Raw genomic sequence first — 4,337 nt, forward strand, 5'->3', positions numbered from 1 at the left:
ACCGTAACCTCGGCTACTGTCACCGCTCCCGCCGCGACCCCCGATTAAACATTGTGTTTCAGCGCGGTGAACGCGGCCGGCGAGTCCGCGAAGAGCGCCCCCGTCACCGCCTCCACGACGAGCGCAGGCGGCAACCCGGGCAACCCCGGCCTCCCGGCCCACGCCCTGGTCGGCTACCTCCACGCGAGCTTCGCCAACGGCTCCGGATACCTCCGGATGGCCGACGTACCGGCCTCCTGGGACGTCATCGACCTCGCGTTCGGCGAACCGACGTCGGTGACCTCCGGGGACATCCGCTTCTCGCTCTGTCCGGTCGCCGAATGCCCGGGCGTGGAGACCCCGGCCGAGTTCAAGGCCGCCATCAAGGCCAAGCAGGCGGCCGGCAAGAAGGTCCTGATCTCGATCGGCGGCCAGAACGGCCAGGTCCAGCTCGCCACCACGGCCGCCCGCGACACCTTCGTGTCCTCCGTCAGCAAGATCATCGACGAGTACGGGCTCAACGGACTCGACATCGACTTCGAGGGCCACTCCCTCTCCCTGGCCACCGCAGACACCGACTTCCGGGCCCCCACCACCCCGGTGATCGTCAACCTCATCTCGGCCGTCAAGACCCTCAAGGCCAGGTACGGCCCGGACTTCGTCCTGACGATGGCCCCGGAGACCTTCTTCGTCCAGCTCGGTCACCAGTACTACGGCTCCGGCCCCTGGGGCGGCCAGGACCCGCGCGCCGGGGCCTACCTCCCGGTCATCCACGCCCTGCGCGACGACCTCACCCTGCTGCACGTCCAGGACTACAACTCGGGCCCGATCACGGGCCTCGACGGCCAGTACCACTCCATGGGCGGCGCCGACTTCCACATCGCCATGACCGACATGCTGCTCACCGGCTTCCCCGTCGCGGGCGACACCGCACGCGTCTTCCCGCCGCTGCGCCCGGACCAGGTGGCGATCGGTCTGCCGGCCACGACCAACGCGGGCAACGGCCACACCCCGCCCGCGGAGGTGGACAAGGCGCTGGACTGCCTGACGAAGAAGACGAACTGCGGAACCTACGCGACGCACGGCAGCTGGCCCGCCCTGCGCGGCCTGATGACCTGGTCGGTCAACTGGGACCGCTTCGGAGGCTGGGAGTTCTCGAAGAACTTCGACGCCTACTTCGGCGGCTGACCGTCGTCCGGGTCGGGCCGGTCGTCCGGGTCCGGCCGGTCCGTCGGGTCGGGCCGGTCGTCCGGGTCCGGCCGGTCCGTCGGGTCCGGCCGGTCCGGCGCCCTCCGGGGCACCGGGCCGGACACCTGCGTCAGTGGCCGGAGGAGCCGTAGAAGCCGACGTGGGTGGGCTCGTCACCCGCGTCGCCCGCGTCGGCGGAGTACAGCAGCACGTACAGCCCGCTCCAGCGCAGCTCGCCCTCGCCGACCAGGCTCGCCTCGTAGTCGTGCTGGTTCATGGCCCCCCAGGCCCGGGCGATCAGTTCCTCGAACCGGTCCCTGGTGGGCCGGTCCGTGCCGAAGTGGTGCCGCACCCGGTCGGCCGGGAGGGGGCGGACGGTGCCGTCCTCCTCCTCCGGTCCCGGGAAGACCTTCACGACGTCGAGGATCGTGTGCGTGCCCTGCGTGCCCATGAACTCGTGGTCGGCCCACAGCGCGGCCAGGTCCGGGTACGCGCCGGCCTCCCCGAACTCCTCCGCGAACACCCGCGCCTGAAGGGCGCTCAGCGACGCCTCGACGCTGCCCTCGTACTCCGTCACGTAATCCCAGCCGCCGGCACCCATCGCGTCACCCCTCCCTCGTCGGTGCGGAACGCGGGCCAGGCTATGCGGCGGGTCTGACGGCGCGGGCCGCGGCGCGGGCGACGAGCAGCAGGAGGGGGGTGCACAGGAAGCAGCTGGCCAGCACGTCGAGGGGCCAGTGCCAGCCGCGCAGGATCAAGCCGGTGGCCGTCGCGGCCGTCAGGAAGAGCGCGAGGGCCATCGGCCAGGGGCGGCGGGCGTGCGGGCCGATCAGCAGGGCCGCGCCGACGTAGGCGGCGGCCGCGGTGGCCGTGTGGCCGGAGGGGTAGTAGCCGGCGGCCCAGGGCTCCAGCGGCCCCGGGCGGGCGGTCCACGCCTTCAGCGGCACGATCACCGCCGGGACCAGGGCCATCGCCAGCCCCGCGGTCAGGGCCGGGGCCCAGGCGCGGGAGCGGCGCACCGAATACGCCATCGCCAGGACCAGGACCGGAACGGCCACGGGGACGTTGCCCAGGTCGGAGAGGCGCTCGGTGACGGCGTCGGGGACCGTGCGGACCAGGACGCGGCTGAGGCGTTCGTCCGGTGCGAGCAGTGGACCCGACACCAGGACCTGCCAGGTCGTCAGGGCGAGCCCCAGCAGGGAGAGAAGGAGGAGGATGGCCGGCCGTCCCGGAACAGGGGGGGTGGTTCCGGGACGGCCGCCCGGATCGGGTTGCCGAGCGCCCCGGGGGGTTTGGGGCGAACGGCCGTCCGATCGGTGAGGAGTGTGCGCGAACGCAGGCCCAGTGCGGCGCTGGGGAAGCCCGGTACTGGTGTCGCCCCCGGTTTCCCGGGAACGGGGTGTCTCACTCATCTGCAGAAACCGTACGGCAGAGGAAAGGGGACCGACAGCAGGAACGCGCTCCTGCCATCGGCCCCCCACATCTTCTTCACAGCGCCCGCCCGTTACCGGCGGTACAGGCTGGCTCCTGCGTTCGGTGAGTCGCTCAGACGTCCGTGCCGATGGCCGCGAACGCCGCCTCGATGAGGTCCAGGCCCTCGTTCAGCAGGTCCTCGCCGATGACGATCGGCGGGAGGAAACGGAGCACGTTGCCGTAGGTGCCGCAGGTGAGGACGAGCAGGCCCTCGGCGTGGCAGGCCTTGGCGAGCGCGCCGGCCGCCTCCGGGAACGGGGTCTTGGACGCGGGGTCCTTGACCAGCTCGATCGCGATCATGGCGCCGCGGCCGCGGATGTCGCCGATGATGTCGTACTTCTCCTGCATGGCCGTCAGGCGGGCCTTCATGATCGACTCGATCTTCTTCGCCTTGGCGTTGAGGTCGAGCTCCTTCATGGTCTCGATGGAACCCAGCGCACCGGCGCAGGCCACCGGGTTGCCGCCGTAGGTGCCGCCCAGGCCGCCCGCGTGCGCGGCGTCCATGATCTCGGCGCGGCCCGTCACGGCGGCGAGCGGCAGACCGCCCGCGATGCCCTTGGCGGTGGTGATCAGGTCCGGGACGATGCCCTCGTCCTCACACGCGAACCACTGGCCGGTGCGGCAGAAGCCGGACTGGATCTCGTCGGCGACGAAGACGATGCCGTTCTCGTTGGCGAACTTCACGATCTCCGGCAGGAAGCCCTTGGCCGGCTCGATGAAGCCGCCCTCGCCGAGCACGGGCTCGATGATGATCGCGGCGACGTTGTCGGCGCCGATCTGCTTGGTGATCTGGTCGATCGCCTGCGCGGCGGCCTCGGGGCCGCAGTTCTCGGCGCCGGTGGGCCAGCGGTAGCCGTAGGCGACCGGGACGCGGTAGACCTCGGGGGCGAACGGGCCGAAGCCGTTCTTGTACGGCATGTTCTTCGCGGTCAGCGCCATCGTGAGGTTCGTACGGCCGTGGTAGCCGTGGTCGAAGACGACGACGGCCTGGCGCTTGGTGTACGCACGGGCGATCTTGACGGCGTTCTCGACGGCCTCGGCACCGGAGTTGAACAGCGCCGACTTCTTCGCGTGGTCGCCCGGGGTCAGCTCGGCGAGCGCCTCGCAGACCTCGACGTAGCCCTCGTACGGCGTGACCATGAAGCAGGTGTGCGTGAAGTCCGCGAGCTGCGCGGAGGCACGGCGCACGACGGCCTCGGCGGAGGCGCCGACCGAGGTCACGGCGATGCCGGAGCCGAAGTCGATCAGGCGGTTGCCGTCGACGTCCTCGATGATGCCGCCGCCCGCGCGGGCCGTGAAGACGGGCAGCACGGAGCCCACGCCGCCGGCCACCGTCTGCAGACGGCGCGCCTGCAGCTCCTGCGACTTCGGGCCGGGGATCGCGGTGACGATCTTGCGCTCCTGCGGAACAGCGGTCATAGAGGGCTCCTGGGGGGTGTTTTCGGACGCACTTGTGTCTTTGTCCGCAGGCTAGGCCCGGGGGAGGGGGTACGGCATGCTCCGTTCGGGAGTGGTGTCCGCGTGTCCTTGTCCGTGACGGCCATAGGAAGGACCCGCCGCATGTCTTGTGGACGCTGCGGAGGCATGGGCCGGTACGGGCCCACGGCCGCCTCCGGGCAACTACATTGAGCGACGCAGCGCAGGCACGGCAGGGGGCAGGGGTTTCATGGACACCGACGGCACGTACGGCACGGACG

3 protein-coding genes and 1 pseudogene are annotated in these 4,337 nt (G+C 71.1%); 1 reads left to right on the plus strand and 3 read right to left on the minus strand.

The features are described 5' to 3' along the window. Positions 1-1,167 (plus strand): annotated as a pseudogene (locus tag ACFXA3_RS36920) (chitinase); the annotation flags it as partial. A 130-nt stretch (positions 1,168-1,297) separates the two neighbouring features. Here the strand turns inward: ACFXA3_RS36920 and ACFXA3_RS36925 are convergent. The 3 genes from ACFXA3_RS36925 to gabT all read right to left on the minus strand — a co-directional run bounded on the left by ACFXA3_RS36925 (position 1,298) and on the right by gabT (position 4,059). Beyond that, on the minus strand, positions 1,298-1,768 hold the full coding sequence (locus ACFXA3_RS36925; RefSeq protein WP_385194628.1) for a hypothetical protein: 471 nt from the start codon (positions 1,766-1,768) through the stop codon (positions 1,298-1,300). Positions 1,769-1,808: 40 nt separating this feature from the next. Continuing rightward, the gene (locus tag ACFXA3_RS36930) at positions 1,809-2,330 is read right to left on the minus strand and encodes a phosphatase PAP2 family protein (RefSeq protein WP_385194630.1); all 522 of its coding nucleotides are present in this window, start codon (positions 2,328-2,330) and stop codon (positions 1,809-1,811) included. 382 nt (positions 2,331-2,712) lie between these two features. Then, positions 2,713-4,059 (minus strand): 4-aminobutyrate--2-oxoglutarate transaminase, encoded by a 1,347-nt coding sequence (gene gabT, locus ACFXA3_RS36935; RefSeq protein WP_385194633.1) that lies wholly within the window; start codon positions 4,057-4,059, stop codon positions 2,713-2,715. Positions 4,060-4,337: the final 278 nt, after the last annotated feature.

It is taken from the genome of Streptomyces sp. NPDC059456 (genome assembly GCF_042750055.1).
Lineage (GTDB): Bacteria > Actinomycetota > Actinomycetes > Streptomycetales > Streptomycetaceae > Streptomyces.

What these genes read in the sequence shown, in the direction of transcription:
- gabT (WP_385194633.1), bottom strand. Translation starts at nt 4,059, where the DNA reads ATGACCGCTGTTCCGCAGGAGCGCAAGATCGTCACCGCGATCCCCGGC.
- ACFXA3_RS36925 (WP_385194628.1), bottom strand. Translation starts at nt 1,768, where the DNA reads ATGGGTGCCGGCGGCTGGGATTACGTGACGGAGTACGAGGGCAGCGTC.